Raw genomic sequence first — 26709 nt, forward strand, 5'->3', positions numbered from 1 at the left:
CATATCAACTACAGCACTTCGCGGCCCGGAGCGGAATACCCCGGCCGGCTGCCCGGCAGTGCGTCGCTGGAGACCATCAGGCCCGTAGGGCAAAATGTTCAGGTGACCCAACTCCCGCACGTCCCGTCTGCCCCCACGTCTGCCCCAACTCCGGACAGCGCCATCCACGCCCAGATCGCCGCCGAGCTTGGCGTGAAGACCTGGCAGGTCAAGGCCGCAGTGGACCTGCTCGACGGCGGGTCAACCGTTCCGTTCATCGCCCGGTACCGCAAGGAAGCCACCGGGACGCTGGATGACACGCAGCTGCGCGAGCTCGACGAGCGCCTGCGCTACCTCCGCGAACTCGAGGACCGCCGTCGTGCCGTCCTCGAAGCGATTGCCGCGCAGGGACAGCTGACCCCCGAACTGCAGGCTGCGATCCTGGCCGCGGACACCAAGTCCCGGCTGGAGGACATCTACCTTCCGTTCAAGTCCAAGCGCCGCACCAAGGCCCAGATCGCCCGGGAAGCCGGGCTGGAGCCGCTCGCCGACTCGCTGCTGAAGCGGCCCGACCTGGATCCGGAACGCGAGGCTGCCAAGTACCTGAACGCCGAACACTCCATTGAGGACGCGGCCGCGGCGCTCGCCGGCGCCCGTTCCATCCTGGTCGAGCGGGTTGCGCAGGATCCGGACCTCGCAGCAACCCTGCGCGAGCGGCTGTGGACGCAGGGGCGGATGGTGTCGCGGGTCAAGAAGGGCAAGGAGGCCGACGGGCAGAAGTTCGCCGACTACTTTGAGTTCGCCCAGGCGCCCACCGGGATGCCCTCGCACCGCGTGCTTGCGCTGTTGCGCGGCGAGAAGGACGGCGTCCTGGAGGTGGATCTCGCCGAGGCGGATCCGAACGACGACGACGCCCTGGCCGCCGCGCGTTCCCGTTACGAATCCGCCGTGGCCAGGTGCCTCGGGGTCGCCGACCGCGGCCGTCCCGCCGACGCGTGGCTGATCCAGACCGCGCAGCTTGCCTGGCGCTCGCGGGTGCTGGCCCGGCTGACTGCCGACCTCCGCGGACGGTTGTTTGCGTCCGCTGAGGATGAGGCTGTCCGGGTGTTCGCCGCCAACCTCCGCGACGTCCTCCTGGCCGCACCTGCCGGTAACCGAGCCACGCTTGGGCTGGACCCGGGACTGCGGACCGGCGTGAAGGTGGCTGTTGTGGACGGCACGGGCAAGGTGGTGGCCACCGACACCGTGTACCCTCACGCGCCTGCACGGAAGTGGGACGAAGCCCTAGCCACCTTGGTCCGGCTCGCCCGGAAGCACAACGTTGAACTGGTGGCCATCGGAAACGGCACAGCGTCTCGGGAGACGGACAAGCTTGCCGCGGAACTGATCAAACTGCTGCCGGCCGCGGAGGCGAAACCGCAGAAACTGGTGGTTTCCGAGGCCGGCGCGTCGGTGTACTCCGCATCGGCGCTGGCCTCGGCGGAGCTGCCGGGCATGGATGTTTCCCTGCGCGGAGCCGTCTCCATCGCGCGGCGGCTGCAGGACCCGCTGGCGGAACTGGTGAAGATTGACCCTAAGTCCATCGGCGTTGGGCAGTACCAGCACGACGTCACGGCGGCGAAGCTGGACCGCAGCCTGGACGCGGTGGTCGAAGACTGCGTGAACGCCGTCGGCGTTGACGTGAACACAGCGTCGCCCGCGCTGCTGAGCCGCGTGGCCGGCGTCGGACCTTTGCTGAGCGAAAACATTGTGGCGTACCGGAACGAACACGGACCGTTTGCCAAGCGCAGCGAACTGAAGAAAGTGCCCCGCCTGGGTGCGAAGGCGTTTGAGCAGTGCGCTGGCTTCCTGCGGATCACCGGGGGAGCCGAACCGCTGGACGCATCAAGCGTGCACCCCGAGGCGTATCCGATTGCCCGGAAAATCCTGGTCGCCGCCGGCTCGGCGCCGGCGTCGACCCTTGATCCCCGCGTTTTCGTTGACGGAACCTTTGGCCTGCCCACGGTCCAGGACATCCTGGCGGAGCTGGACAAACCCGGCCGCGATCCACGGCCCGCTTTTGCCGCGGCGACGTTCTCCGAAGGGATCGAGAAGATCTCCGACCTGAAGCCCGGCATGGTGCTTGAGGGGACGGTCACCAACGTGGCCGCGTTCGGCGCATTTGTGGACGTGGGAGTGCACCAGGACGGCCTGGTTCACGTATCTGCGCTGGCCAACCGCTTTGTCTCCGATCCCCGCGAGGTGGTGAAGTCCGGGCAGGTTGTCCGCGTGAAGGTGCTGGAAGCCGATCCGGAGCGGAAACGGATTTCGCTCACGCTTAGGCTCGACGACGAACCGTCGCCTTCCGGTGGGCGGGCGCAAGGCGGGCGTTCGGAGGGCACACGTTCGGAGGGTACGCGTTCGGAGGGTACGCGTTCGGAGGGTACGCGTACGGCCGTAGGGCGACCGGAAGCCGGGCGTTCGAAAGGGGGCCGCTCTGAAGGCGGTCGTCCGGCTGGGGGACGACCGGAAGGGGGCCGTACGGCAAATCCGCAGCGTGACTCCAGCGGGCGCGACTTGGGCGGGCGCGACTCGGGTGGGCAGCGCGGATCCGGGGCGCCGAGCCCGGGGAACAAGAACGCATCGTCTTCGAAGCCGGATCCGAAGTCTTCTAGCGGCCGGCCGCCGGCGCCGAATCCGGCGCCGGCAAACACCGCCATGGCCGAGGCGCTCCGTAGGGCTGGCCTCGGCAAATAGCGACGTGTTGGGTGGCGCCTGCCTGGAGTAGATCGTTCATATTGGCTAGACGGTCAAGTTTGCGGTGGGAAGTCGTCGTCACACAACGGCAGTGCAGACCGGATATTCGGGCATTGAGACGTCACGGTACAGCTCACGGTATTTGGACAGGACTCGGTCGGGGGATCGCTGGTTCCGGATGTTCAGCCATATCTTCGGCCATTTCCTGAATGTGGTCTGGCCAGCGGGGTGGTTCCCAGTCGGGGTGTTCGCTGACGTAGTGCCGTCCAGTGGGTGATATCCAGCCGGGTGGTTCATTCTTGGTGGCTCCGGTGGGTGTCCAACCTGTCGAGTGGCGGAGCCTGTGGTGCTTGGGGCACGGCTGGCCGAGATTTAGGATCCCCGTGCTGCCTCCCTTGGCCCAGGCGAGGAGGTGGTCCGCTTCGTTGTCCAAAGATTGGTTGCTGCAGCCGGGGAACGGGCATTTGCCGTCCCGCAACCGTAGCCATTGGCGTTGGGCTTTTGTGACGCGGTAGCTGGTCCGCCCGATCTCCAGCGGTGCGCCGTCACGTGGGTCGATCAGGACGCGGTGGAAGGACTCCGCGCCGTCGGCGATCAGTCGCCGGGCCATGGACGGCGGGATCGGCCCGTATCCGTCGAGGGTGGCCGCTTCATCCGTGACGCCCAACAGGGCTAACACCGGGACTGTGATGAGGACCTGCGCCCGCGGCGACGGAACACCTTCGCCCACTGCCATGCCCGTTTCGCCGATGCCACCGGTCACGTCCGTCATGCCACCGGTTCCGGTTCCGGCGCCGGCGATGTTGTTGCTAAGGAGCCAGGTGGCGGCCGTATCTGCGCGGAGCTGGGTCAGGGTCCGGTCCTCGTGAGGTCCTTGGAGTGCTCTCGCGGCGGTGGTGGTCCGGTCCCAGATCCCCGCTGCGGTGTCGGCGGGCAGATAGGCGGAGAGCCAGGCCATGCCGTCGCGGTCCGGGGCGTATTCCAAACGTCGATCGTGGACACCGCGTGCGTGGCGTTTTTCGATGCTGACCGGGTGGTGGCGTTCCCGCCAGGTGCGTGCCTTGTGTCGGAACCTCCCGGGGATGAGCTCACCGGCCGGGCACCCACGTGCGGGATTCAGTGCGTCGGGGTCCAGGAAATGCGCCTCCAGAGCAGCCGCAGCAGGCCTGTCCAGATTGGCGGCTTCATCGACCATGACCCTCGCGTGCTGCCACGAAATACTTCCGGACTGCAGGGCAGACATTGTCAGCGGCAGCGCGGTAGTGAGCTCATGTGCCTCCGTGAGCAGAGCACCCGCGGCCCGTTCGCTGACTGTCAGCACGCACGCGACCTCAGCAATCACCGCCATCTCCTGCCCGCTATGGTCCTGCGGGGACTCGGCAGGGCCTGCAAGGGTCTGGGTGGCGTCGGCATAATCGACGGCCGCGTGAACCTTCAGGGCCGCCATCGTCGCTTCCCCGCGGGCGACGGCAGCCAGAGTTGCCAAGGCGATCTCGGCCCTCCGGCGCAGCGGATCAGGATCCCCGGATTCGGCAGCGCCACGCAACACCAGAGCCAGCTCAGCGAAAGAGGCCGCAAGGGCCTCCGCCGTCTCCACAGCTCCTCTGCTATCCATACTCAAATCATCCCCGGAGGGTCTGACAATAACGGCGAGGCTGAATAGCTATGAAACGTCGAAGCGACGATCGGTGCCTCCAGTCGCGTCGCTGCAGTTCAGGGCCTCAAATGTCCCCGCGCGTGGAGTGGCCTTAAGTGTCGGTTCGCGCGGGGTCGTCGGCGCGTGGAGGTGCCTCAAGTGTCCGCTGGCGCCCGGAGGTTACGGGTGGCGGACTCCGGTGCGTGCCAGAACAGCCCGGTAACCTTCCCGGAACGTCGGGTACGTGAACTCAAGCCCAGTCCCGAGGAGCAAAGCATTGCTGCAGCGCTTGTTGCCGCCGCGGGCCTCGCCGGCCGGTCCGACGGGCGGTTCCGGATAGCCCATTTCGGCGGCCAGGAACCGCAGTACGTCCCCAAGTTCAGCGGGAGAGTTGTCCACGCCGACATATACCGGCGCAGGCATAGCTTCCATGGTGGCCAGGTGGACGATCGCCGCAGCGGCGTCGTCCCGGTGGATCCGGTTAGTGAAGCGGGGCTCGTCGGGAAGCACGGCAGTCCCGCTGCGCACTTGATCAATCAGCCGGGTCCGGCCGGGACCGTAGATCCCGCCCAGCCGCAGCACAACAGGCGAGGTGCCAGTGCCGCGCAACCGCGAAACCAGGAGTTCCTCCGCCTCGAAGAGGATACGGCCGGAGAAGCCGCCAGGTGCCGCCGTCGTACTCTCATCAACCCAGCCACCGGCAGCGTCCCCATAGACAGCGGTGGAGGACACAAAGAGCACCCGGCGCGGCGTCACGTCGTCGCGTTCCAGGGCGTCAAGGACGTGCGTCAGCCCGTCCACATAGGCGGCACGGTAGGCGGCTTCCGTGGGTGTGTCAGCCGCGACGGCTACGACGACGGCGGTAGTGTCCGCCGGGACAGCGGGCAGGTCCACAGAGCCCAGGTCCGCCGCCACGCCTTCAATCGCAGAGGGCAGTTTCTCGGGCGAACGGCGCCAGCCCACCACCCGGTGCCCTGCCGCGGCGAAGCGCAGTCCGGCCTCGGTGCCCAGATCGCCGCAGCCGGCTAGGAGGATGGTCACGGACTCAGGGAGCGGGAACCGGGAAGAACACCCGGGGGTCCTGCAGGAGGGCCGGGTAATCGAACGCGGACCGGTCGATCACTTCGGTGACGCTGAACGTGCGGCCGAACCGGCCGTCGTCGAGCGTGATGGGACGGCCCAGCACCTGGCCGACGGCGAACTTGGTGCCGTCCTCAAATGAAACCGCGACGGTGGTCTTGCCGGGGAGGGTTGCGAATGCTTCCTCCTGCGCCTGGCGCTTCCGGGTGGGCTTCTTCACGAGCTGCTTGGGCGGCAACTTGCGCGGCTGCTTGGACGGGCGGCGGGAGCCGTCGTCGACGTACACGGGGGAGTAGCCGTCCTCAGGGGCGGCCGGTGCAACAGCGCCGCCGCGGCGGATCGGCGGCAGCGCCACGGTATCCAGCGTCTGCGGATCGATTTCTGTGTGCGGGTCGCGGAGGATCCAGAGGATGTCGCCCTCGGGTTCTGCCGGGTAGAACTCGTGCTTGGGCTCAGGCCAAATGAAGTCCAGGTCTAAGTCGGCGTCAGGGAACACCGTCTTGTAGAACTTCGGTTCCTTGCGGAGCAGCTTCGCGCGGTGGCTCAGGTGGAAATCAGGATTTCCGAGCCACTCCGGCAGCGGAATCTTGGCCGCGTAGTCCGGGTGTGCTGCCTGGGGTGCGAACTCGGTGATGTTGGCGCGCGTGTTGTCTTCATGGCCGCGGGTGGTCCATTCGTCCACCATCGCCAGGCCGTACATGGTGAGCGCCGGAACGTGGCCCATCCACATGCGGACGGCGGGGTGGTCCAGCCAGCCGTACTCGGGAATCACCAGAGCCCGGAGGGTCTGCAGCGCCTCGACACGCTGCTTGCCAAGCCTGGCGGTGTCCAGTGCTGCGGCGCTCTGCCGGAAATCGGGATACGGAAGGAAGGTTTGCATCCCTTCAGTCTGACGGCATGCGGCGGATGTGCCAATTGCAGTGCCCGGCGCCACACGCGCGGGATCCGGTGGCAGGGTCCCTCAACCACGACGTCGCCGCGGAATAGTTCACATAGTGGACCGATACATACAACAGGTGTCGCTAACCACTAAGATCACCGAAACGCCCCACCGTCCTGGAAGCCCCCTCATGAAAATTTCACCTGAAGTAACCGCCGGTTCAACGCAGCTCTTTGTGCCCAAGTTCGGGCAGATGCTTGATCCGGAGGCCAAGGGCATCCTGGTCCTTGATGAATTTACCCTTGATCCTGCCGCGGCGCGGACTGAGCAGCACGGTTTTCGTGCGGCCATGGCCTCCGTGGCCCTGACCCTTCGCCGGATCGTCGCGCTGCGGATCGTGATCGCGCTCGTGGCCATCGGCAACCTGCCCCTGTTCCTGATGTCCAGCGGCTGGTGGATCTACGCCGTTTCCCTGGCGCTGGTGGTTGGTGTGCATCTTGCCGTCTCCTGGCTCAACAAGCACGAGCCCAAAGTGCGCCACCGCCATATGCTGGAACTGCACCTGCACCGCGAGAAGAGCGCCAACTACCGCAAAGTCCGCGACGCCGTGAAGTACATGATCGACACCCCCAGCCGCATGAACGAGCACCTCTACCTTGAACTGCTGGCGGCCAAGCGTGTGGCACTGAACCTCGCCCACGGCACGGTGGCCCTGCTGGACACCACCGACGACGCCGCGTGGAAGGTTCGCATCATCCGCGAGATTCCGGCCGCCAAGGCAGCAGCCTAAGCGAGCAGAACGCGGACAGGCGGGCGGGAAGGTCAGGCGCCTGCCAGCCATTCAGAACAGAACAACGGACGACGCCGGAGCTCCCCAGTGAGGGGCGCTCCGGCGTCGTTGTTTCCCGGGGTTGTTGCTGCCGGGTTTTGTGTTTCCGCGGGCCGTCATTCTTGGGGAAAGGGGCGGTTCCGCGGAAAGTGTTGAAGCTTAGGCGGGAAGCTGGAGGACCTGCCCGGAGAACACGAGGTCCGGGTTGGCAATGGTGTCCAAATTCGCGTCCGCCAGGCTCTGCCAGCCGCCCTCAATGCCAAGCTTGTCGGCGACGGTGCTGAGGGTGTCGCCGGGCTCAAGCGTGTAGGTCTCGCCACTCAACGCCGCGGGCGCCGCGTGCTGCGGAGCCGTCACGGCATCAGTGGGGACCGGCACGGCGGGTACCTGCTCCGCCGGCACCTGAACCGGAGCACTCTCCACTGGTGCAGCCTGGACTGGCACGCTCTGAACGGGTGCAGCCTGGACCGGTGCGCTCTGGGGAGTCACCGCCGTCGCGCCTCCTCCACCGCTCAGGCCAAGCTCCGCGGCGCAAGACGGCCAGGCTCCCCAACCCTGCGATGCCTGGATCTGTTCGGCCACGGCGATCTGCTGTTCGCGGCTGGCGTCGGCCGCGGAACCAGTGCCGCCGTAGGCAGCCCAGGTGCTGGCGCTGAACTGCAGGCCGCCCGAGTAGCCGTTGCCGGTATTTGTGGCCCAGTTTCCGCCGCTCTCACACTGCGCCAGTGAATCCCAGGTTGAGCCGTCGGTGGCCGCGTTGGCTGCGGTGACGGAGAGTGCAAGGCCGGCCGCAGAAATGGCGGCGACGGCTACGCCACGGCGTGCGGCAGTACGAATGGTGGTGTTTTTCATGTGTGATGCTCCTGAAGGCCACCAGCGCTCGGTCCGTCCCCGGAGGTTATCGCGCCACTGCCCGCCCCTGACGATTAGAGGTCAATTTTCGGTGTCTGCCGGCCGGGCAGTTCTGGTGGAGGCAGCACCGGGCATTCATTCGCCCGCTTGGCGGGCTTACGTTTCACGCTAGGACATCGCCGGTCCGTTATCAAACCGAGATGATTTCTGGTGGTCAGCTGGCGGCCAGCTGGGGAAGCGCAGCCGCCAGGTAGGGCGCGGTGCGGCTGGCGGTGGAACTCGCGACGTCGGCGGCGGTTCCGGCGGCGACAATCCGGCCGCCTGCGTCCCCGCCCGAGGGGCCCAGGTCAATGACCCAGTCCGCCGCTGCCACAACGGCCATTTCGTGTTCCACCACCACCACGGTGTTGCCGCTATCCACCAGGCCGTGGAGCTGGGCCATCAGGAGTTCAACGTCGGCCGGGTGGAGCCCGGTGGTTGGCTCGTCCAGGAGGTAAAGGGTGTGGCCGCGCTGGGCACGTTGAAGCTCGGTGGCCAGCTTGATGCGCTGGGCCTCGCCGCCGGAAAGCTCCGTGGCGGGCTGGCCCAGCCGGAGGTATCCCAGGCCCACATCCCCGAGGCTCTTCAGGCTGCGGGCCGCGGCCGGAATGTCGGCCAGGAACGCGGTGGCCGCATCCACCGTCAGGCGCAGCACTTCCGCCACAGTCTTGCCCCGGTACGTCACCTCCAAGGTCTCGGGGTTGTAGCGGGACCCGTCGCACTCCGGGCACGGCCCGTAGCTGCCCGGGAGGAAGAGCAGTTCAACTGCCACAAAGCCTTCGCCCTGGCAGGTTTCGCAGCGGCCTCCGGCCACGTTGAAGGAGAAGCGCCCGGCGCCGAACCCGCGTGCCCTGGCCTGCTCCGTCGCCGCGAATTCTTTGCGCACTGCGTCGAACAGGCCTGTGTAGGTGGCGAGGTTGGAGCGGGGGGTTCGCCCGATTGGTTTCTGGTCCACGGTGACCAGCCTGTCGATCCGTTCCGCGCCGCTGACCGGGCCCACAGACAACGCCGTGGCCGGGCCCGCATCATCAGGTTCGGCCAGCTGCGGAGCCTGGTGATTCTTCAGCCCGGATCCCACGACTTCCCCCAGGACATGCGTCACCAGGGTGGACTTGCCGGAGCCGGACACCCCTGTCACTGCCGTCAGAACGCCCAGCGGGAACCGCGCATCCAGGTCCTTGAGGTTGTGCCGGCTAATTCCCGCGAGCTCCAGCCATCCGTCGGGCTCCCGGACCTGGCCTGCACGAGGTGCTTTGCCGCCGTCGGAAGTCCCGCCGGCGGAAGTCCCGCCGTCGGGCCCGCTGGACCCGCCGCCGCGCGCCCCGCCGTCGCCACGCGCCCCGCCGTCGTCGAACAGGAAGGGCCGGGTGACCGACTCCTCGATGGCCGCGAGCCCGGCCACAGGCCCGCTGTATAGCACCTCGCCGCCGCCTTCCCCGGCGCGGGGACCCACGTCCACCAGCCAGTCGGCCCGGCGGACCACGTCCATGTTGTGTTCCACCACGAACACCGAGTTGCCGGAGGCTTTGAGCTGGTCCAGTACCGCCAGGAGCGGTTCGGCGTCGGCCGGATGGAGGCCGGCGGACGGTTCATCGAGCACATAGATCACGCCGAACAGTCCCGACCTGAGTTGGGTGGCGATCCGGAGCCGCTGCATCTCGCCGGGGGAGAGGGTGGGGGTGGCGCGGCCCAGCGCCAGGTATCCGAGGCCCAGATCCAGGAGCACGGTGATGCGCTGCAGGAGGTCGGCGGTGATGGCCACTGCCACCTCGTTTTCCTCGCCGGAGGCCTGCCGGCGTGACGCGCTTCCGGCTTCCTTGAGCCCGGCGGTGGGGCGGATGATTTCGGCCAGCTCCGCCATCGGTGCGGCGTTGAGGTCGGCGATGTTGCGGCCGGCGAAGGACACCGCAAGGGCTTCGGCCCGGAGCCCGGTGCCGCTGCAGCGCGGACACGGGCCGGACTCCATAAACGCCAGCACGCGCTCGCGCATGGCGGCGCTCTGGGAGTCCGCCAGGGTGTGCAGCACGTAGCTTTTGGCGCTCCAGAAGCGACCCTTGTAGGGCTTGGCCACGCGGTCCCGCTCGGGCGTGACTTCCACGACGGGCTGCTCGTCCGTGAACAGGATCCAGTCGCGCTGCTTCCTGGGCAGCTTCCGCCAGGGCACGTCCACGTCGTAGCCCAGGTGGCTGAGGATGTCGCGGAGGTTCTTGCCCTGCCAGGCGCCCGGCCACGCCGCGATGGCACCTTCCCGGATGGTCAACGCGGGGTCCAGGACCAGGGATTCCTCGCTTACAGTGTGCGCGACCCCCAGCCCGTGGCATTCACGGCAGGCGCCGGCCGCTGTGTTCGGCGAGAACGCGTCGGAGTCCAGCTGATCGGCGCCAGCCGGGTAAGTGCCCGCCCGCGAAAACAGCATGCGGAGCGAATTGGAGAGCGTGGTTACCGTGCCCACGGTGGAGCGGCTGCTGGGTGCGCCGCGGCGCTGTTGAAGGGCGACGGCGGGTGGCAGCCCGGAGATCATCTCCACCTTGGGATTATGGCCCTGTTGGATGAGGCGGCGTGCGTATGGGGCCACGGATTCGAAGTAGCGGCGCTGGGCTTCGGCGTAGATGGTACCGAAAGCCAGTGACGACTTTCCCGAGCCGGAGACCCCTGTAAAAGCCACAATGGAGTCGCGGGGCACATCCACGTCCACGTTCCGCAGGTTGTTCTCCCGCGCGCCCCGGACACGGACGAAGCCGTCCGCCAGATGGCCGGGAGTGGGAAGGGAAAGATCGTCAGCCTGCCGAGGGTTGCGCATTGATCCGACTCTAGCCGCGAACCGGCCGGCGGGCGATATCCTGACCCGATGGACAACAACCCGGACACTGCCGCCGATCCGCTGCCACAGACGGGACTACCAGCCACGGAAGTGCCCGAGACGGGACTACCAGCCACGGAACTTCCAGCCACGGAACTTCCAGGGACGGAACCTTCCGAGACGGATCTGCCCGAGACCGAAGCGGCGCAGCCCCTGCCCGTCGCGGAACTTCATCTGCACATTGAGGGCACCCTGCAGCCGGAGCTGATCCTCGAACTGGCCGAGCGCAACGGCATCACCCTTCCCTACTCCGGCCTGGATGAGCTCCGGCGACTGTACGAGTTCACAGACCTGCAGTCTTTCCTGGACCTGTACTACGCCAACATGGCGGTGCTGCAGACCGAACAGGACTTCGCCGACATGACGCGCGCCTACCTGGCCCGCGCCGCTGCCGCGGGGGTCCGGCACGCCGAGATCATGATGGATCCGCAGGCGCACCTGTCGCGCGGCGTCAGCCTGGAAACCTGTGTCAACGGAGTGGCATCGGCCTTGGCCACCTCCCAGGAGGACTTCGGCATATCCACCCTGCTGATCGCGGCATTCCTGCGGGACCTGTCTGAGGAATCTGCGCTGGAGGTCCTGGACGGGCTGCTGGCCATGAACGCTCCTATTGCCGCCATCGGCCTGGATTCGGCCGAAGTGGGCAACCCGCCGGCCAAGTTTGAGCGGCTGTTCGCCAAAGCCCGCGAAGCGGGCCTGCGGCTGACCGCGCACGCAGGCGAGGAAGGGCCGGCGTCGTACATTATCGAAGCGCTGGACGTCCTGGGAGTGGAACGGATTGACCACGGCATCCGCTGCATGGATGACCCGGACCTGGTGGAACGGCTGGTGGAGGACCGGATTCCGCTGACTGTCTGCCCACTCTCGAACGTGCGGCTGCGTGCCGTGGACACCCTGGCGGACCATCCGTTGCCGGCCATGCTCGCCGCCGGGCTCAATGTCTCCGTGAACTCGGATGATCCGGCCTACTTCGGTGGGTACGTGGACGACAACTTCTCCCAGCTGAAGGCCGTTTTTGACCTTTCAGACTTCGACAGGGCACGGCTCGCGGCCAATTCCATCCATTCGTCGTTCGCATCCGAGGAGCGCAAAGCGGAGCTTCTGGACGAGCTGAACGGCGGGTAGCTCCGCGGGTTCCGGCTCGCTACACTAGTGCCCGGGCGCGTCCGGGAAGAGTCCGGCGATACCCGGGATTTGCGCTTCAGGGTTGAGTAAACAGCCCCTTAGCCGAGACTCCTGCCTCAGTTCTGCTGTAATCCGCGTCATAGTCGGTCACGACACGCAGAGTTAACCATTTCAAGTCGCGCGATTTAACAGGGTCTTGGCAGGATGCCTAGTGACAGATCGCATTATGCAAGGGGAATCATGGCCAAGTCCATCGCAGATAACACCGACCTCCGACTCAAGACCGTGCTGCACGTCCTGACCGAAGGCGTATGGTCCGGCGGTTCACTCAACGCCGGCGAGGTTTTGGCGGAAGCCACCGCGCGCGTGCCGTTCAGTGATCACGAGGCCACGCTGCTCAGCGGCGGCATTCCGCGTGGGCACAAGACGCTCACGTCCGCCACGGCCAAATTGGTCAAGGCCGGCTGGCTGATCAAGGGCCGTTCCGGCTGGACCATCACCGATGACGGCATGCGCGCCACGGTGGCATTCCCCGATGCGGATTCCTTCGCCACAGCGCTCGACGCCGGCACTCCGGTTCCAGCCGACGTCGCCGTTCCGCCGGCGCCGGCACCCGCACCGGCAGTCAAGACGGCTCCCGCCAAGAAGGCCCCGGCGAAGCGGACTCCCGCTAAGATTGCCGCCGACGCCGTCGGGAAGGCCACCAAGGCCGTCGAGGACGCCGTAGAGCCCGTGGTCAAGGCCGTCCGCTCACGCAAGGCGGCCCCCAAAGCTGCGTCAAAAGCAGCGCCTAAGGAAACGGCAGAGGCGCCTGCTGTGGAGACTTTCCCGCAGCCTGAGGCCGTGGCGGTTGCCGGCGACTTCAACACCATCCTGGGCGCGCCGGAGAATTGGGCGCCGCAGTACGACGAGGCCCAGCTGACGCTCGATGCCCTGGACCAGCTGTGGAAGATCAGCCCCGACCTGCCCGCCGGCTCTTACACCTTCAAGATCGCGCTGAACCGTTCGTGGGATGAGAACTACGGCGCGTTCGGCACGTTCGATGGCCCCAACCACGAACTGCACCACGACGGCGGCACGGTCACCATCCGCTACGACCACCGCACGCGGGACATCACCATCAACTGACCGGGTCCGAGGTCCCCTGCTGAGTTCCGTTCCCCAACCGCGCTCCAGACCCCACCCGCCCCACCTATCCAGCTGAGTTTTTGTCTAGATAACGGCTCTGGGTGGCGTGGGGATTTGGGGGCATTATCTGGACAAAAACTCCGGAGTGAAGCAGTGTGGAAACCGGCCGTCCTGGCCGGTTTCCACACCACTGTTTCCCATAAAGGAGATGCAAAAGTGACCCTACCTTCAGGCCTTACATCCGGCGTCTGGACCCTGGACATGTCCCACAGTGAGATCGGCTTCACTGTCCGGCACGCGGGCATCAGCAAGGTCCGCGGACGTTTCACGGACGCCTCGGCCGAAGCCCGCGTTGGCGCATCCCTCGCCGACGCCTCGCTTCACGCCACGGTCAAAACGGCCAGCTTCGATTCCGGCGACGCCAACCGCGACGGACACGTGAAGGGGGCGGACTTCTTCGATGTGGAGGAGTACCCCGAGATGACGTTCCGGGCCACCTCGGTGGAGGGCGACGGCGAGGATTACACACTCACGGGCGATCTCACCATCCGCGGAATCACCAAACCGGTGGAGCTGGAGGTCGAGTTCACCGGAGTAGCCGTGGACCCCTTTGGTGCCACCCGCGCAGGATTCTCCGCGGAGTGCGACATCAGCCGCAAGGAGTTCGGCCTGACCTGGAATGCTGTCCTGGAAGCCGGCGGCCTGCTGGTGAGCGACAAGGTCAAGATCAACGTCGAAGCGGCGCTGGTTAAGCAGTCCTGACTGCCATGAGTTTTTCCGGGCGCCTGCATGACTCCGGCCGGGATGACCCTGGCCGGGATAACGGCGATATCCGGCTCTCTGCCCGCGTCTTTGGCGTGGTGCAGGGGGTCGGATTCCGTTTTTGGACGATGGGCAAGGCCGACGAACTGGCGCTCAAGGGTGTGGTGAGGAACCTCGACGACGGCTCGGTGTCCATCGTGGCCGAAGGGCCGGAGCAGCAGGTCCAAAAGCTCCTGGACTGGTTGAGGTCGGAGAACGCCCCCGGCAGGGTGGAACGGGTGGAGGAGACAATCTCCGCTGCGGACGGATCGTTCCGGGATTTCCGGGCCCGCTGAGCGGGCCAGCTTACCGGCTCCCCGCCAGTGAGAGGCCCCCGCGGAGAGTTCCCCGCCAGCCCCGCGCGGGAGGCTATGTGGACGTTGCTTCGGCCAAAGTGGCTTGGCGTTCCTTCGGCCCCGGCGGGTAGGCGTGCCGCCGTCCGGCCAGGATCAGCACAAACGCGACGACGGCGGGAATGGCGGCGGCCACCGGGATCAGGAGCGGCCCCGCGATGGTGAGGGCGGCGGCGCCGAACATCGCACCGATCATGATTCCTATCTGGATGGTCAGTACTGTGAGTCCGTTGGCGGCGTCCCTGTACTCGCCGCCGGCCCGGAGGATGGCTGACTGGTTGTAAATCCCCATGGCGCCGATGCCTGTGCCCCAGACAAACATCAGGACCAGCGTGACCGGCAGCGCCAAGGCCGGCAGGACGCTGCCCACCAGCGGAAGCAAGGCCAGGGACGCCACAACACCGGCGACCGTGATCAGGAGCCAGCGCCGCGGCCGGGAATCCACGGTGATGCCGGCGATCCAGATGCCCACCAGCCCGGCGACACCCAGGACACTGATGGACAGCGGGATGCTGAAGTCAGGTAGCCGCACTTCGCGCAGGAACGGCGCAATGTAGGTGAACAACGCGAAATGCGCCATAAGCATCAGGGGCCAGCCAACGGCGACTGCCTTCACTCCAGGCTGGCCGATCGCCTTGCGAATAGATGGGTGCGGAGCATCGGGGATGCGCCGCACCGGGGGAAGCAGCCACACGGCAAGGAGCGCCAGCAGCACCCCTGAGGCGGCCAGGACCAGGAACGCCGCGCGCCAGCCGACGATGTTGCCCAGGGCAGTCCCTACCGGGGCGCCGATGGCCAGGCCCAGGCTGTTGCCGCTGAACACGATGGCCAGCGCCTTGCCTACTTTGTGGGCGGGGACAATCCGCGCCACAAACGGGGCCATGGCAGACCACAGCAGGCCGTGGGCGATGCCGCCAACCACCCGGGAACCCATGGCGGCACCGAAATCGGTGACGATGGCCACCAGCGCGTTGCTGGCCGCGAAGAACAGGATCAATGCGATCAGCAGGTAGTGCCGCGGGACCCGCGACAGCAGCAGCGACAAGGGGATCACGGTGACCACGATGATGGCCGCATAGCCTGCCGTCAGGTACCCGGCCGTCGCCTCGGAGATCCGGAAGTCGGCGCTGATCTGGGGCAGCAGGCCGGAGGGCAGGAGTTCGGTGGTGATGGCGGTGAAGCCGATGGCGGCAAGGACTATCAGGGCGCCGACAGGCAGCCTGTTGCTCTGGGATGTCACCCCTCGAACTTACCTTGATTCAGCGGTGAGAACACGGTTTCTCAGCGTGTTGCGCGGGCCGTGGATACCAGCGCTGAGGCCGATGAAGGCACCGAGCTCCTCCAGCACAGCCGGTTTGGCCGGCATGTAATTGGTGAGCTCGGGGGAGCGGATGATCACGGCCCGCCACTGGCCCCGTGACACGGCCACGTTGATCCGGTTCCGGTTCAGCAGGAATTCGGCCCCGCGCGGAGCTTCGGCAACCGCGGAGCAGGCCATGGACACCAGGACAACCGGTGCCTCCTGGCCCTGGAACTTGTCCACCGTGCCCACCCGGACACCCGGCAGGCCGGCGTCGTGCAGGGCCTGCCGGATCAGCTGGACCTGGGCGTTGTAGGCGGCCACCACCAGGATGTCTTCCGGATTCAGTGGCCTGGCCGGTTTGTCGTCGCCGGGAAGCCATTTCAGCCCGATGTGCCGCTGGGCCTGACGGACCACTTCGGCGGCTTCTTGAACGGAGGACTTGGTGTTCCCGCTGTGGTCCACAAAGACTGTTTCCACCCCGGCCGGCAGTTCCGCGAGGCTGCGGAGGGATGACGCCGGCGCAGCTTCCAGTTTTCCGTCGTAGCTGAGGACGGACACGGCGCGGCATAGGTCCGGGTGCATGCGCCAACTGTCCGCCAGGAAATAGCCCAGTTCGCCGGGGAGCGTGGCGTGCCCGGCAGCAAGCCAGCCCAGGGCCGACTCGTCTACGGGCTCCGGGTGTGAGCCCTGCGTGACCTGCGGCAGCTGCTGCGGGTCACCGAGGAGCAGGAGGCGCTTGGCGGCACGGGCCACGGCCAGGGTGTTGGCAAGCGAGAACTGGCCGGCCTCGTCAATGACCAACAGATCCAAGGATCCCGCGGGGACGGACTTGCCCGTCATGGTCCAGGCGGTGCCGCCCACCAGGCAGCCGCCGGGGGAGCCCAGCAGGGCCGCGACGTCGTCGTCGGACGTGCGGTGCCACAGCACCGGGTGCGGGGCGGCCAGCTTCTTCGCCACCCGCGCCGGATCCACTCCCGCGGTTTCGATCGCGGTGCACAGCATGTTCTCCACCACCGCGTGGGACTGCCCAACCACCCCGATCTTCCAGCCCTGCTCCACCAGCCGGGCAATGACGTGCGAGCCGACGTAGGTCTTGCCCGTCCCGGGAGGCCCCTGCACGGCAAGGTACGAATGATCGAGGTCCAGCAGCGTGGCGGTGATCGCCGTGACGTAGTCCGCCGCGCCGGAGACGTCTTTTCCGACGGTGGCGGGACCTGGCACCGAATGGAAGCGCGGCGGCACCTTGCGCAGGATGTCGACGCCGGGATGTTCCGGTAGCGCGGGCACCGAAGCACCGACGCTCTGGGCCAGCTCGGCCAGGGCGGCTTCGATGCTGGCCGTGCGGATCGGCTGGTCCTCGGTGAGCGCCACCGGAATGTGCGGATAGGCGGGGACCTTTCCTGTTTCCCGCTCCTCGATGGTGATCATGGTCTGGCCGGCAACCCGCGGGTGGTCCTCCACCGCAGTCACCAGGGTGCCGAAGGTGAACCCGCGGCCCGTGGCGGCGCCCAAGGGATCCTCCAGGCCATGAGGCACCGGCGAATCGTAGAGCCGGCACCAGGTGCTCCCGGGCTTGAACTCCGAACCTTCGCTCATGACCCCCGTCAGCCTCAGCGTGCGGGTGCGCATCCGGGCCGTGGGCTTTGCGAGCTCCCAGTCCGTCAGTATTTCCGCGGTATCCACCACAAACACGTTGCGGTGCTCAGACCAGTGGTCGATCTCGGACTCGGTGCGGTCGAAGTGCTCCCACCAGAACTGCTTGCGCTCGCGGCGGTGGTACCCCGTGGCTGCGGCCACCATGGCGATGGCCCGTTCGTCGTTGGTCCACGGCCGGTTGTCCGGGAGGCCGGCCAGGTAGTCCTGCAGGCGGCGCTCCTCCGGAGTTGGCTCGGGTTCCGGAAGCGGTGGCGGGGCCGCAACAGCGGACGACGACGGCGCCGGCCGCCCGCCGTCGTCGGCTGTTCCGGTTGTCGCCGCGCTTAAGGCAGCCGTCCCTCGAAGGCCCAGCAGCCAGTCGCGGAGGCGGAGGGTGGAGAGGCAGTCGTACTCGTTGTAATCGGAGATGGAGGCCAGGATGTTTGCGGCCCTGGCGGCGTCGCCGTCGTCCCGGGCAGCGCAGTAACCGGCATACGCCACCACGGACGCTCCCGCGTCCTTGACGTCCCCGGAACGGAGGTTGTCGCCCATGTACAGGGGCTCAAGCTTCTTGATGGAGTAGGACGGCTCCGAGATCCGCAGCGAATGCCGGGCCGTGGCGTAGAGGTCCACAAGCAAGCCGTCGCGGAGCCAGTTGTCCACGATGTCCTCGCCGGCGAGGTGCGTGACGGACAGGTTCCGGAGCGCCGATTTCTCGTAGGCGGCGTAGTGGTAGACGTGCATATCCGGGTACCTGGCGCGGCGCTCTTCCACGTAGGCGAGGAAGTCCAGGAAGGCCTGCCGCTCCGCGTTGCGCGAATGCGCCCAAAAGGGCCGGAAGACGGGCTTATCATCCAACACGGGCTTGCCCGCTGCGCGCGCGTCAGCAGCTGGCGCCTCGATCACGCCGAACAGGTACTCCAGCCCCCATTTGCTGGTGGCGGGGTCCTGCCAGAGGGGATCGCCCTCGAAGTCGAAGAAGATGTCGCCGGGGCTGGGCCGGGGAATCTCGGCCAAGGCATTCTCCGGCAGCACCTTGAACGTGACGGTGTGCTCCCCGCCGTCCTTGGCGAAGGTGCGGGAACCGTCCGGGACGTCCCGGCCCAGTTGCATCCTGGCCTGGTCGCGGAGCCGGGCCACTGAGCCTGTGGCCTTGCCCGGCGGAAGATCGGCCAGCGCGTCGATGGTGGTGATGCCATCGGCGATGAGTTTCTTCCGCCGGAGGGTGGTCATGCCGCCCACCATCAGGAGGTCGCGGTGGGACTGGACCTGCTCGGCGCAGTAGTTGCACCGCCCGCAGAACGCGACGCCGGGCTGTTGCCACTGCACCGAACCGGCCTCGCGGTGGGCAGCGGTCAGGGCGCGGAAGCGGTCGCGGCGCTCGCGGAACACCGGCAGCAGGTCCGGCAGGGAGTGGTGGCTGCGGACGTAATCGCCATCCACCACAGCGCCCAGCACCAGCGTGACCCGGGGCGACGGTTCCAGGCCCATGCCGATGAGCTGGTCGCCGTAGGCGGCAAGCTGCAGGAGCGCGCCCACCTTCGCATGCCGAGCCAGCTTGGTGTCCCAGACCTCGTAGCGGACGGGGTTGCCGGTGCCTGCGGCCTCGTTGACGATGAAGTCCGCGTAGCCCAGGAACTCGCCGTCGAAAAAGGTTGCCTGGAAAACGACGTCGGCCCCGGCACGGAGCGCGAGTTCCGTCTCAGCGTGCCTGGCCAGCAGCTCGCCGCGCGTGTTCTCCCCGCGCTCGATCGAGTACACCCCGGTGCCGCGGCCGGCGTCCCAGGCGCCGTACTGCGCGATCAGGCCGGCCAGGACCTTGGCCTCGTGCTTGTCGCCGAGCGCCCCCGCACGGCGCTGCATTTCGTCGTCGGAAAACTGCGCCTTGGGGGACCGGCCCAGTTTCTCGTCCAGGATGCGGAGCGTGCGGTACTCACATTCGCTGGCAGCCACCAGATCGCTGGCGGAAAACACCAGGTCCTGCGGCGTGCCGGAACTGGAATCAGCGGGGCGGGGATCAACAGATCCGGGATCAACGCTGGCTGGATCGAGCAGAAACACGGGGCCTCCCCATTGATGTGCCTGGTGACGTGCCTGGCCCGAGGACAGTTCCCCTGGCGCTGGTTTGAATCTAGCAACAGCCACTGACAACGCGGGGTCACTTACGGCCCATCACGGGCCTCTGGATGGGCCGTAAGTGACCCCGCGTTGCTTTAAGGGTTCGCTGCCCTGACCTGGGCCTCGTCGTGCTCGGTGTGGGCCTTGCGGAGAAGGTCCATAAATTCGGTTTCGTTGCGGATGAGCCGTTTGTACTTCTCCGGCAGGCTGCGGAGCAGGTCTTCCTCCCGGACCATCCGGGCAAACAGCTTGTCCCGCTCCGCCATGTCCGTTTCGTAGTTGAGGTCCAGGTATTCGGTGGCGTGCCGTTTGGCGCCGGACACCGCGTTTTTGGCCTTGCCCTTGGGGCTGAAGATCGAGGCCAGCACGGTGACCACCAGGACGCCCAGGATCACGGTCAGGGAAACACCGGTGCTCACTTCGATGACGTTGACGTGCTCGCCGTCGTTGATGAACGGCAAGTTGTTCTCGTGCAGGGCATGCAGGATGAGCTTGACACCGATGAAGCCGAGGATGGCAGCGAGGCCATAGGCAAGGAAAATCAGCCGGTCCAGCAGCCCATCGATCAGGAAGAAGAGCTGGCGCAGGCCCATCAGCGAGAACGCCGTGGCCGTGAAGACGATGAACACGTTCTGGGTCAGGCCGAAGATGGCGGGGATGGAGTCCAGTGCGAACAGGATGTCGGTGCCGCCGATGGCCACCATCACCAGGAGCATCGGGGTGAGGACGCGCTTGCCGTTCTCCATCGTGAACAGTTTGTCGCCGTCGTAATGGGCCGACGCCGGGAGGTACTTTTTGGCGAGCCTGACCACCAAACCTTCGGAGTCGTCGTCGTGATTGTCCGGCTTGAGCAGGTTCCCTGCGGTGATCAGCAGGATCAGGCCGAAGATGTAGAACACCCACGCGAAGCTGTTGATCAGGGCGGCGCCGAGGAAAATGAAGGCGGTCCGGGCGATCAGGGAGAAGACGATGCCGAACAGCAGTACCTTCTGCTGGTCCGCGCGGGGGACCTTGAAGCTGGCCATGATGATCAGGAACACAAAGAGGTTGTCCACGGACAGGGCCTTCTCCGTGACGTAGCCGGCGAAGTATTCGGTGCCCATGGTGGTGCCGCCGAACAACAGCACCCCCAGCCCGAAGAGGAGGGCGATCCCCACATAGATGGAGGACCAGATGGCCGATTCCTTGAGTGTGGGGGTGTGGGCCTTCCGGACATGGAAGAAGAAATCGAAAGCCAGCAGGCCCACGATTGCCACGATGGTCAGGGTCCAGACAAAGGGAGGGACGTCCATCTGTCCACCCTACCTAGGCGTTTGCCGTTAGTCCTGCTTGACTTGGATGACCCCCCTCGATAAGGGTGGACTGGGACCGTCGCAGCGCTGAAAACCGGCGCGTTGACGGTGAGGGCTTGAAACAAGGAGAGTGCAACGTGGCACGCAAGAATCCGCGCGTGGAAGAGGCCAACGAGGCTGACATTGAGGTCAGCGGCCACCCGAAGACGTGGGCCGCCGGTGTGCCGGGCGTCTATCACTCCCTGGAGCCGGCCCTACAGCACATGGGTGTGGTCAGGACCGGGAAGACCCTGCTGGCACTGAACCAGAAGGACGGCTTCGACTGCATGAGCTGCGCCTGGCCGGACCCCGGGCACCGCAAGACGTTTGAGTTCTGCGAAAACGGCGCCAAGGCTGTCACCTGGGAAGCCACGCCGGTGGTGATCGGCTCCGAATTCTGGGCTGGGAACCCTGTCAGTGAACTGCGGCAGCGGTCCGAGTACTGGCTGGGGATGCAGGGCCGCCTCACCGAGCCCGTGCACAAGCCCGCCGAGGAGGACCATTACCGTCCTGTCAGCTGGGAGCAGGCCTTCACCATCGTCGCGGACAAGCTCAAGGGGCTGCCGAGCCCGGACCAGGCCGCCTTTTACACCAGCGGCCGGACGTCCAACGAGGCCGCGTTCCTGTACCAGCTGTTTGTCCGCGCCTACGGGACCAACAACCTGCCGGACTGCTCTAACATGTGCCACGAATCCTCCGGTTGGGGCATGGGCCAGACCATCGGGATCGGCAAGGCCACAATCTCCTACGATGACTTCGCCAAGGCGGACCTGATCATCGTGATGGGCCAGAACCCGGGCACCAACCACCCGCGGATGCTGACCGCCCTGGAGGAAGCCAAGGAGGCCGGAGCCAGCATTGTGGCCGTGAATCCGCTGCCGGAAGCGGGCCTGATGCGGTACAAGAACCCGCAGAAGGTCAAGGGAATCATTGGCCGCGGCACGGAGATCGCTGATCAGTTCCTGCAGGTCCGCATCGGCGGGGACATGGCCCTGCTCCAGGCAGTTTCCAAGCGGATCCTCGACGCCGAGGCTGCGAATCCGGGGACCGTGCTGGACCACGCATTCCTCGCCGAACACTGCCAAGGTTTGGAGGAGCTCCGCGAGCATCTGGCCCAGCTGGACGAGGCTGCCGTGCTGGCGGCCACCGGCCTGCAGACCGGGGAGATCGACGAACTGGCCGACCGCTACCTCAGGGCGGAGAAAGTGATCATCACCTGGGCCATGGGCATCACCCAGCACAAGAAGGGGGTGGCCACCATCAAGGAGATCATCAACCTCCTGCTGCTCCGGGGCAACATCGGCAAGCCGGGTGCCGGCGCGTCGCCCATCCGCGGTCACAGCAACGTTCAGGGCGACCGCACCATGGGCATTTGGGAGCAGATGCCGCCGGCCTTTATAGACGCTCTCGGCAAGGAATTCAACTTTGAACCGCCGCGCGAACACGGCATCGACGCGGTGGAAACCATCAGGCAAATGCGCGACGGCGGGATCAAGGTTTTCGTGGCCATGGGCGGTAACTTCGTGGGAGCCATTTCGGACACCCATGCCGCGTTCGCGGCGATGGAAAACACGGAGCTGTCGGTCCAGATTTCCACCAAACTCAACCGCTCACACACGATCACCGGATCCGAGGCGCTGATCCTGCCCACGATGGGCCGCACGGAGATTGACATGCAGGAATCCGGTCCGCAGTTTGTTTCCGTGGAGGACACAGTCTGCGCGGTCCACGCCTCGCACGGAACAGTGCGGCCGGTGGCCCCGGACCTGCTGTCCGAGGTGGCCATCGTCAGCAGGCTGGCCCACAAAGTGGTGGGTGACTCCGTGCAGGCGGACTGGGCGGGGTTCGAGAAGAACTACGACCTCATCCGGGACCACATCTCGCACGTGGTCAGCGGCTGCGAGGACTACAACCGGAAGATCCGGCAGGACGGCGGCTTTGTGCTGCCGAACGGGCCGCGGGATTCGCGGACATTCACCACCCCGACTGGCAAGGCCATGCTCACGGTCAACGAGCTCGAGCACGTGGAGCGGCCGGCCGGAACGCTGATCCTGCAGAGCATGCGCTCGCACGACCAGTTCAACACCACCATCTACGGAAACAACGACCGCTACCGGGGTATCAAGAAGGGCCGCGAAGTGGTGTTTGTCAGCCCCGAGGACCTCGCCGAACTGGGACTCAGCGACGGTCAGCACGTGGACATCCACGGGGTGTACCAGGACAACGTGGAACGGGTGCTGCGGAACTTCCGGGTGGTCTCCTACCCGACGGCGGCCGGTTGCGCGGCGGCATACTACCCTGAGGCCAACGTGCTGGTTCCGCTGGACAGTGTGGCCGAGGGCAGCCAGACGCCCGCGTCGAAGGCAGTGATCGTCAGGCTGGAACTGACCGCCGCGGGATAGGGCCACCGGTGGTCCAGGCTGCATAAGCGGCCGTAGCCCGCATGAGCGGTGCGGGCCCAGAACCGCTCAAGCGGGCCAGAACCGCTTATGAAGACCCGGGGCCTTTACTGACCTGTGTCCGCCCAGCCCTTAACCGCCGGGCCGCCGTCGTGCCCGTCCTCGCACAGCCGGAAGGCGACGTCGGCCGCTTGGGTAATCGCCGCCGTCGACCCGGCCTTGGACCCGGCGCTGCCGTTGCCGGCGGCGAGCCCAGCGGCGTAACCCACCAGGAACGTGGTGACCGGTGCGGCCGCATGGATCACCGAGCCCGCCGACTTCCTGGCCAGATCAAGGAGGAGTTCCTGATCCACCTCCAGGTCCAGGATCTGCAGTGCCTGGGCCAGCCGGTGGGTCCACTGGTCCAGGACCTGCGCTTCGTTCTCGTCAACAGCCATGTTCGCTCCTAAGTTCCCGGTTCGCTGCTCGTGGGCGGCAGGGGGAGTCCTTGCCCATTGCCCACGACACTACAAGGCCTGGGCCGCTGCGTCACCGGGCTGCCGCAGCGTCCTTGACAGCCCGTTTTTCCGTGGCAGCGCCTAACCTGGCCTGTTAGCCCGCGACGAAAACAGGGCGGAGTGACGGGGTTAGGCTGTACCGGAAGCCGAACAGAGGAGATCCCGTGCACGATGTCACCATCCGCCACAACCCGGAGCGTCAGCGCTTCGAGGTGCTGACCGGCGGGAACGTCATTGGTAAAGCCGTGTACAAGGAGTACGACGCCGGCGGCTCGCCGCAGCGGATTTTCTACCACACCGTGATCAACGAGGAATACGGTGGTCAGGGGCTCGCAGGCAAGCTCGCCAAGGCGGCGCTCGATGAAACGGTTGACGAGGGCCGAGCCATCGTCCCGGTCTGCCCCTTCATCAAGAAGTACCTCGGCAAGCACCCTGAATATGCGGATGCCGCGGTGGCTACTACGCCGCCGCACCTGGAGTTCCTGGACACCGCCCTGGCCGCCCGGGCGTGATCCTGGGCCCTGCCCCATAGGCCGCTGAAGACGCGCGGACGAAGGCGGGCGGTCCTCGGAGACCGTTTGCAGAGACAGTCAGCTGCCGCAGAGGCCCAACGGGACTACGAATACGAGCCCGCCTGCCACGCTCCGCCGAAGGCAGGCGGACTAGAGCGGACGGACTAGAGCTGCCGCGGATCCAGCGGCTGGGGAACGATCGGCTGGTCGTTGGCCGTCAGGTCGATGCCCATCTCCTTGGCGGAAACCAGCCGGGTGTCCTTGTAGATGCCCGGGTGGTTCTCGTCCAGCTCAAAGACACGCGCGCCGCGCAGGCGGTTCCGTTCGGCGCCGGAGAGCCCATAGGCGCCGAATCCGGTTCCGGGCGCATAGCCAAGCTGAACGCCGTAGTAGTTGCCCACGTACGTGTTGACGTGGTCGTGGCCCACAAAGTAGCCCAGGACGTCCCCGCGCTCCAGGAAGGCGCTGAACAGGCCGGAGTTGATGGGACCGGGGCACTCGTCTTCGTTCCGTTCGCCGACGATGTTGTGCTTCGTGAGGGCCCGGGCGTGGTCCGCTTCTGTCCGCGAGTCGAGGCTGGAAAACCACATGTTGCGGTGCTCGTGGAGCGCGATGTGGCCCCACATGAGGGAGGGGACCTTCTTGCCGTATTTTTGCTCGGTGGCGATGGACAGGTTGCGGTACCAGGTGACCTGGTCCATGCGTACCCAGTCCCAGTCGGGGTAGCCTTCGAAGTCCTGTCCGTTGATGGCGTCCGGGGCGTAACGGCCGGTGTCGATAAGCCAGAGTCCGAACGCCGGTGCCTTGGATTTGGCGGACTGCACCAGGAGCAGCGAATTGGACGTACCGGTGAGGCCCGGCGTGGAGTCGCTGTTCAAATTGAATTCGTAGGTCTGCAGGAACTGCAGCATTTTGGCTTCGGTCATGCCGGTCCGCGCCATTGAATCCTCGTCGTGGTTGCCGAACGTGACGGCCCACGGGATCTGCCGGCGCTCCATGGGCTGGACCACGTGGTTGAGCGCCTGCTTGACCTCCAGCTCAGAGTCGCAGCCGCCGTTGATCACGTCCCCGTTGATCACCACGAAGTCCGGCTTCTCCGCGTCCAGGGTCTTGTCCATCAGTTCGATGGTGCGGCGGTCAGTCTGCTCGTCGTCCTGGGTGTCGTTGAACTGGACCACCTTGAATCGGCCGTCGGTCCGGAAAGCGAGGGTGGGCTTGGGTGCCTTTGGCCCCGGGGCCGCGCTGCTTCCGGCCGCTGCGGCCACTGTGAGTCCCAGCGCGCCAAGCGTTCCGGCGGCAGCCAGCGCGGCCCTCCGGCTGAGGTTGTGCTGGTTGAGTCCGGTGGTCATAGTTTCCTCTTTCACTGGTGCGGCCGCGCGTCCGGCCGTCGACCCTGTGACAGTAGGCAAGCCAGGTTTCGGGTTCTGGAACACTTGGTGAACGCCACACGCGGGACTGAATGATTGCCGGTCAAATCCGCCTATGATTGCGGCATGTCATCTTACGAAGTCACTCGCAGCGCCCTCATTCCTGCCCCTGCTGAAGACGTCTTTCCGCTGGTCAACAGCTTCCTGGAGTGGACCAAATGGTCGCCCTGGGAGAACGTGGACCCGGAATTGAACCGCTCGTATTCGGGCAGCGACGCCGGTGTGGGGGCCAAGTATGCCTGGAGCGGCAACCGCAAGGCAGGCAGCGGAAACATGGAGATCGTCGAATCCGACTTTCCCGGGAGCATCAACGTGCGCCTGGAGTTCACCAAACCGTTCAAGGCTGTGAACCCCACCACGTTTACGTTCACTCCGGCCGACGGCGGCACTCAGGTGACGTGGCGGATGACTGGCGAGAACAAGGGACTCGCGAAGATTTTCGCCATGGTTGTGAACATGGACAAGATGGTGGGAGGCGACTTCGAGCGCGGGCTGGCTGCGCTTTCTGCAGCGGCAACGGCCAACAAAGCCTGACTTCGCGGCCGCGAGATGGCACTTCGTGCTGGTCGCGGCGCGCATTCCTAGCGCGAAGTGCCATCTGGGCGGGCGGCACGATGACGGCCGCACGATGCCTCAGGCGTCAGCCGTTGAGGATCTGTTCACGAAGTATGTCTGCGTGCCCGCAGTGCTGGGCGAGCTCACGCAGCACGTGCAGGTATACCCAATGCAGGGGGAGCGGTCCGCGACGGTTGCCGCGGAGCAGGTCGTCGAGATCCAACAACGACGTCGCCTGGCGCGATGCCTCGCAAGCCTCGCGGTGGGCCTGCCGGACGCTGGCAATGGTGTCTTGGTCCGTGAGGATGAACGTCTCGTCCGGCGTGGCAGGGATGCCGATTTCGGTGCGCGACCGGCACGTGATGGCTTCGTCGAACCAGACATTCTCGACAAAGGCCGCGTGCTTTACGAGGCCCAGCAGCGTGGTGCGGGACGCCACCAGCGAGCGGCGCGCCTGCTCCTCGGTGAGGCCGTCCAGGCAGGCGTTGAGCATGTTCCGGTGGTCATCTATGAAGGCCTCGAACTGGGCGCGGACGGTCTGGTGGATGGCGTTCTCGGCGAACGCGGCTGAGGGAGCAGGCATCCCCGAAGTATTGCAAGGGCAGGGCCCCGCGGCAATGCGCGGCTCGCTGGG

20 protein-coding genes are annotated in these 26709 nt (G+C 66.2%); 9 read left to right on the plus strand and 11 right to left on the minus strand.

From position 1 onward, the window contains the following. The first annotated feature begins 102 nt into the window (after positions 1–102). On the plus strand, positions 103–2715 hold the full coding sequence (locus AC50YA_RS08955; protein WP_494981931.1) for a Tex-like N-terminal domain-containing protein: 2613 nt from the start codon (positions 103–105) through the stop codon (positions 2713–2715). Positions 2716–2848: 133 nt separating this feature from the next. Here the strand turns inward: AC50YA_RS08955 and AC50YA_RS08960 are convergent, their stop codons facing one another. The 3 genes from AC50YA_RS08960 to AC50YA_RS08970 all read right to left on the minus strand — a co-directional run bounded on the left by AC50YA_RS08960 (position 2849) and on the right by AC50YA_RS08970 (position 6311). Beyond that, positions 2849–4330: an HNH endonuclease signature motif containing protein gene (locus tag AC50YA_RS08960; protein ID WP_494981932.1), complete on the minus strand. Its 1482-nt coding sequence runs from the start codon at positions 4328–4330 to the stop codon at positions 2849–2851. A 201-nt stretch (positions 4331–4531) separates the two neighbouring features. Continuing rightward, positions 4532–5392, minus strand: coding sequence for an NAD-dependent epimerase/dehydratase family protein (locus AC50YA_RS08965; RefSeq protein ID WP_494981933.1), 861 nt, complete (start codon positions 5390–5392; stop codon positions 4532–4534). Positions 5393–5396: 4 nt separating this feature from the next. Next, on the minus strand, positions 5397–6311 hold the full coding sequence (locus tag AC50YA_RS08970; protein ID WP_494981934.1) for an MSMEG_6728 family protein: 915 nt from the start codon (positions 6309–6311) through the stop codon (positions 5397–5399). A gap of 190 nt (positions 6312–6501) precedes the next feature. Between AC50YA_RS08970 and AC50YA_RS08975 the strand changes: the two genes are divergently transcribed. Next, positions 6502–7101: a hypothetical protein gene (locus tag AC50YA_RS08975; RefSeq protein WP_494981935.1), complete on the plus strand. Its 600-nt coding sequence runs from the start codon at positions 6502–6504 to the stop codon at positions 7099–7101. Positions 7102–7299: 198 nt separating this feature from the next. Here AC50YA_RS08975 and AC50YA_RS08980 read toward each other — a convergent pair whose 3' ends face one another. Further along, complete coding sequence (locus AC50YA_RS08980; protein WP_494981936.1) at positions 7300–7992, minus strand: transglycosylase family protein; 693 nt, start codon at positions 7990–7992, stop codon at positions 7300–7302. A 214-nt stretch (positions 7993–8206) separates the two neighbouring features. After that, positions 8207–10831, minus strand: a complete 2625-nt coding sequence (locus tag AC50YA_RS08985) for an excinuclease ABC subunit UvrA (protein ID WP_494981937.1) — start codon at positions 10829–10831, stop codon at positions 8207–8209. 48 nt (positions 10832–10879) lie between these two features. Here AC50YA_RS08985 and AC50YA_RS08990 point away from each other — a divergent pair, with 48 nt between their 5' ends. The 4 genes from AC50YA_RS08990 (at position 10880) to AC50YA_RS09005 (ending at position 14241) form a co-directional block, all read left to right on the plus strand. Then, the gene (locus AC50YA_RS08990; protein WP_494981938.1) at positions 10880–12016 is read left to right on the plus strand and encodes an adenosine deaminase; all 1137 of its coding nucleotides are present in this window, start codon (positions 10880–10882) and stop codon (positions 12014–12016) included. A 240-nt stretch (positions 12017–12256) separates the two neighbouring features. Then, on the plus strand, positions 12257–13144 hold the full coding sequence (locus AC50YA_RS08995; protein ID WP_494981939.1) for a pullulanase X25 domain-containing protein: 888 nt from the start codon (positions 12257–12259) through the stop codon (positions 13142–13144). 216 nt (positions 13145–13360) lie between these two features. Next, complete coding sequence (locus AC50YA_RS09000) at positions 13361–13906, plus strand: YceI family protein (protein WP_494981940.1); 546 nt, start codon at positions 13361–13363, stop codon at positions 13904–13906. Positions 13907–13911: 5 nt separating this feature from the next. Next, positions 13912–14241, plus strand: coding sequence for an acylphosphatase (locus AC50YA_RS09005; protein WP_494981941.1), 330 nt, complete (start codon positions 13912–13914; stop codon positions 14239–14241). Positions 14242–14314: 73 nt separating this feature from the next. On the opposite strand, the gene AC50YA_RS09010 is transcribed toward AC50YA_RS09005, so the two are convergent. From AC50YA_RS09010 to AC50YA_RS09020, 3 genes are all read right to left on the minus strand, one after another. After that, complete coding sequence (locus AC50YA_RS09010; protein ID WP_494981942.1) at positions 14315–15538, minus strand: MFS transporter; 1224 nt, start codon at positions 15536–15538, stop codon at positions 14315–14317. Between the two features lie 9 nt (positions 15539–15547). After that, positions 15548–19297: a TM0106 family RecB-like putative nuclease gene (locus AC50YA_RS09015; RefSeq protein WP_494981943.1), complete on the minus strand. Its 3750-nt coding sequence runs from the start codon at positions 19295–19297 to the stop codon at positions 15548–15550. 152 nt (positions 19298–19449) lie between these two features. Beyond that, a complete protein-coding gene (locus AC50YA_RS09020; protein ID WP_494981944.1) occupies positions 19450–20646 on the minus strand; it encodes a TerC family protein in 1197 nt (398 codons plus the stop codon). Between the two features lie 137 nt (positions 20647–20783). Between AC50YA_RS09020 and AC50YA_RS09025 the strand changes: the two genes are divergently transcribed. Beyond that, on the plus strand, positions 20784–23087 hold the full coding sequence (locus AC50YA_RS09025; protein WP_494981945.1) for an FdhF/YdeP family oxidoreductase: 2304 nt from the start codon (positions 20784–20786) through the stop codon (positions 23085–23087). Positions 23088–23191: 104 nt separating this feature from the next. Here AC50YA_RS09025 and AC50YA_RS09030 read toward each other — a convergent pair whose 3' ends face one another. Beyond that, entirely contained in the window at positions 23192–23521 is a 330-nt protein-coding gene (locus AC50YA_RS09030; RefSeq protein ID WP_494981946.1) for a DUF6457 domain-containing protein, read from the minus strand. Positions 23522–23745: 224 nt separating this feature from the next. Between AC50YA_RS09030 and AC50YA_RS09035 the strand changes: the two genes are divergently transcribed. Then, complete coding sequence (locus AC50YA_RS09035; RefSeq protein WP_494981947.1) at positions 23746–24093, plus strand: GNAT family N-acetyltransferase; 348 nt, start codon at positions 23746–23748, stop codon at positions 24091–24093. 164 nt (positions 24094–24257) lie between these two features. On the opposite strand, the gene AC50YA_RS09040 is transcribed toward AC50YA_RS09035, so the two are convergent. Next, positions 24258–25442 carry a metallophosphoesterase family protein gene (locus AC50YA_RS09040; protein ID WP_494981948.1) on the minus strand — a complete coding sequence of 395 codons (1185 nt, stop codon included), beginning with the start codon at positions 25440–25442 and terminating at the stop codon, positions 24258–24260. A gap of 144 nt (positions 25443–25586) precedes the next feature. Between AC50YA_RS09040 and AC50YA_RS09045 the strand changes: the two genes are divergently transcribed. Beyond that, entirely contained in the window at positions 25587–26054 is a 468-nt protein-coding gene (locus AC50YA_RS09045) for an SRPBCC family protein (RefSeq protein WP_494981949.1), read from the plus strand. 106 nt (positions 26055–26160) lie between these two features. On the opposite strand, the gene AC50YA_RS09050 is transcribed toward AC50YA_RS09045, so the two are convergent. Beyond that, on the minus strand, positions 26161–26658 hold the full coding sequence (locus tag AC50YA_RS09050) for a DinB family protein (protein WP_494981950.1): 498 nt from the start codon (positions 26656–26658) through the stop codon (positions 26161–26163). Positions 26659–26709 lie beyond the last annotated feature (51 nt).

This window comes from Pseudarthrobacter sp. RHLT3-21 (assembly GCF_059383495.1).

Excerpts from the sequence above, each read along its gene's own strand:
- AC50YA_RS08960 (WP_494981932.1), bottom strand. The coding sequence starts at position 4,330 with ATGGATAGCAGAGGAGCTGTGGAGACGGCGGAGGCCCTTGCGGCCTCT.
- AC50YA_RS08970 (WP_494981934.1), bottom strand. The coding sequence starts at position 6,311 with ATGCAAACCTTCCTTCCGTATCCCGATTTCCGGCAGAGCGCCGCAGCA.
- AC50YA_RS08975 (WP_494981935.1), top strand. The coding sequence starts at position 6,502 with ATGAAAATTTCACCTGAAGTAACCGCCGGTTCAACGCAGCTCTTTGTG.
- AC50YA_RS08980 (WP_494981936.1), bottom strand. The coding sequence starts at position 7,992 with ATGAAAAACACCACCATTCGTACTGCCGCACGCCGTGGCGTAGCCGTC.
- AC50YA_RS08985 (WP_494981937.1), bottom strand. The coding sequence starts at position 10,831 with ATGCGCAACCCTCGGCAGGCTGACGATCTTTCCCTTCCCACTCCCGGC.
- AC50YA_RS08990 (WP_494981938.1), top strand. The coding sequence starts at position 10,880 with ATGGACAACAACCCGGACACTGCCGCCGATCCGCTGCCACAGACGGGA.
- AC50YA_RS08995 (WP_494981939.1), top strand. The coding sequence starts at position 12,257 with ATGGCCAAGTCCATCGCAGATAACACCGACCTCCGACTCAAGACCGTG.
- AC50YA_RS09005 (WP_494981941.1), top strand. The coding sequence starts at position 13,912 with ATGAGTTTTTCCGGGCGCCTGCATGACTCCGGCCGGGATGACCCTGGC.
- AC50YA_RS09020 (WP_494981944.1), bottom strand. The coding sequence starts at position 20,646 with ATGGACGTCCCTCCCTTTGTCTGGACCCTGACCATCGTGGCAATCGTG.
- AC50YA_RS09030 (WP_494981946.1), bottom strand. The coding sequence starts at position 23,521 with ATGGCTGTTGACGAGAACGAAGCGCAGGTCCTGGACCAGTGGACCCAC.
- AC50YA_RS09040 (WP_494981948.1), bottom strand. The coding sequence starts at position 25,442 with ATGACCACCGGACTCAACCAGCACAACCTCAGCCGGAGGGCCGCGCTG.
- AC50YA_RS09045 (WP_494981949.1), top strand. The coding sequence starts at position 25,587 with ATGTCATCTTACGAAGTCACTCGCAGCGCCCTCATTCCTGCCCCTGCT.
- AC50YA_RS09050 (WP_494981950.1), bottom strand. The coding sequence starts at position 26,658 with ATGCCTGCTCCCTCAGCCGCGTTCGCCGAGAACGCCATCCACCAGACC.